The organism is Photobacterium sp. OFAV2-7 (assembly GCF_022347985.1).
Classification (GTDB): Bacteria; Pseudomonadota; Gammaproteobacteria; order Enterobacterales; family Vibrionaceae; genus Photobacterium.
The window spans coordinates 1-2,705 of record NZ_JAKRFQ010000731.1 but is presented as its reverse complement, the minus strand read 5'-3'; the positions used below and the strand labels follow the sequence as shown (position 1 = coordinate 2,705).

At 47.7% G+C, this 2,705-nt stretch carries 2 protein-coding genes; both read right to left on the bottom strand.

The window, feature by feature from the left end; translation table 11 throughout:
• Positions 1 to 292: 292 nt before the first annotated feature.
• Entirely contained in the window at positions 293 to 1,951 is a 1,659-nt protein-coding gene (locus MHN01_RS23720; RefSeq protein WP_239413816.1) for a sulfatase, read from the bottom strand.
• Positions 1,952 to 2,045: 94 nt separating this feature from the next.
• Positions 2,046 to 2,705: glycoside hydrolase family 3 C-terminal domain-containing protein (locus MHN01_RS23715; protein ID WP_239413815.1), on the bottom strand; the 660-nt coding region annotated here is incomplete at its 5' end.

Genomic DNA, 2,705 nt, shown 5'->3' with positions numbered 1-2,705 from the left:
CGCATCTTATAAGGTACCGCTATATATTTCGAAGGCTCACAATAAGATAGAAGCGCCATCTATTATTACTTTGATTGATATATTTAAAACAGAAATCGAAAAATATGAGCGGGAGGTATGAACACAAAGGCAAGGTACACGTTATTACCAAGAAGCTTGTAACAGTATCCTCTCACTATCCCCCAAAATACATGCCGCTTACTATTAGCAAGCGGCATAAGGATAGTCGTGTCAATACTGCTCATCAAGCTCCGAATTAACAACTTATCTTTTTCTAAAGTGAGCCACTCTCTTATTCAAAGCTCTGAGGGAAAAGATCTTGCAGCCTGTCTTTTGGCATATGGACAAGATCCATGTCCTTCCACTCTTCCATCGGCGGTACGTCATACTGCTTCTCGAGTTTATGAAGTTCACGTTTGAGGCGCACTACTTCGTCCTTATAAGCCGGATCATCAATCACGTTCTGCATTTCTGACCCATCTTTCTTCAGATCGTAAAGCTCCCATGCATCATCCGGATAGTAGAAATGAATAAGCTTATAGCGGTTGTCACGCACACCGTAATGTCTTGCGACATTATGGAAGCCCGGAGATTCATAATAGTGATAGTACAGGCTACTACGCCAGTTATTCGCCTGGCCTGTTGTCAGTAGATCCACCATTGATTCGCCATCAAGATCTTTCGGGGCGTCAACACCGGCAAACTGCAGGAAGGTCGGTGCGTAATCAATGTTCTGCACCAGTTCATCAACTACAGTACCCGGTTTGATCTTGCCCGGATACTGCATCACCAACGGCGTAGAGAATGATTCTTCGTACATAAAGCGCTTGTCAAAGAAGCCGTGCTCACCCAGGAAGAAACCCTGATCCGAGGTATACACCACCAAAGTGTTGTCAGACAGGCCGTTCTCTTCCAGGTAGTCCAGCACCTCACCGACACTTTCATCGACAGCTTTAACCGTTGCCAGGTAATCCTGCATATAGCGCTGATACTTCCAGACTGCCATTTCTTCCTCAGACCAGTTGGCCTCGTTGGCATTCATGAAATCATTACGTTCCTGATAGGCAGCATCCCATTTTGCTCGCTGCTCGTCAGTCAAACGAGCCAGCAGATGAGGCCAGATATCTTTACGCCATTGCGACTTGCCAACACCTGTTGTCATCTTGAGATCATGCCCTTCCTGGGCATCTCGATAGATGTTCATTTCCTGCTTGCCGGCGGCTACCCTATCCTTGTAATTATCAAAGTAATTGGCCGGAACAGGGAACTCTGTATTGGCATAGAGCTGAGTATGACGAAGTGGCGGCATCCAGTTACGATGCGGTGCTTTATGGTGCATCATCAGCGCAAACGGCTTGCTCTTGTCACGTTGTTCATCCAGCCATTTGATGGTTTTATCGGTGATCAGATCCGTTGTATAGCCCATCTCCATTTTTACACCGTCTTTGGTGATAAAGTCCGGGTTGTAGTACTCACCCTGATCATTGAGGATTTCCCAATGATCAAAGTTAAGTCCTTTCGGAATAAGGTTGATGTGCCACTTTCCGATCACTGCAGTGGTATAGCCCGCTTCATGCAACGCTCGCGGCCAGGTATATTGGCTGCCGTCAAACGACTGTCCGTTATAGTTAAAGCCGTTTTTATGACCGAACTTTCCCGTCAGCATCGCACCGCGACTCGGGCCGCACAACGAGTTGGTAACGAATGAGTTGGCAAAGCGCACCCCGTTTGCAGCAATCCTGTCGATATTGGGTGTCGGTGCCAGTTTGGAGACTTCATGTCCGTAGGCACTCAACGCCTGAACGGCGTGATCATCAGACATAATAAAAATGATATTCGGTCGCTGTGACTCTTGATTGGCGACAGTCTCAGTTGCAGTCCCTGTGTCGGCAGCATGGCAGACTTGCGACATGCCCCCTGCGACCAATAACGGTATTAGTTTCTTTTTCACCACTATTTCCTTAAACAGACTATTAAATTGAAGGCGCTGGTACAGCAGAACTACCCCCCTGTTGCCGCTGCACCAGCTAAAGCACGAAACGAAATTATTGATGATCTACAAGCTTGAATTCGGCCCGCTGTACATCATCAGAAGATGTACCGACATAGACATAGAAATCGCTAGGCTCAACACCCCACTCAAGTCCTGCTCGATAGAAAGCCAAGTCGTCAGCTGTCAGGGTAAACGTCACTGTTTTAGACTCCCCCTTTTCAAAGTACAGCTTCTGGAAACCTTTCAGCTCTTTGACCGGACGTGTTGTTGAACCAACCAGCTGGCGAGTATATAGCTGTACAACCTCTTCTCCGTCATAATCGCCGCTATTGGTCACCTTCACTGACACCTCAAGCTTGCCGTCCTGTGTCAAGGTGTCAGACGACAGCTTGATATCACCGTAGCTAAAATCGGCATAACTCAGCCCATGGCCAAATGGATACAGCGGGGTATTCGGCGAGTCATCGTAACGGGACTTATAGTGCTCCTGACGCTGATTAGGGTTACTCGCGTTATACGGGCGACCGGTATTTTTGTGGTTATAAAACAGTGGCACCTGACCGACTGAACGGGGGAAAGTCATAGGAAGCTTTCCTGACGGTGAGTAATCACCCATCAGTACATCCGCAATTGCAAGCCCTCCCTGCGTTCCCGGATACCAGGCATGCAGAATGGCATCCACGTTTTGATCAGCCCACTGCAGATCATTAGA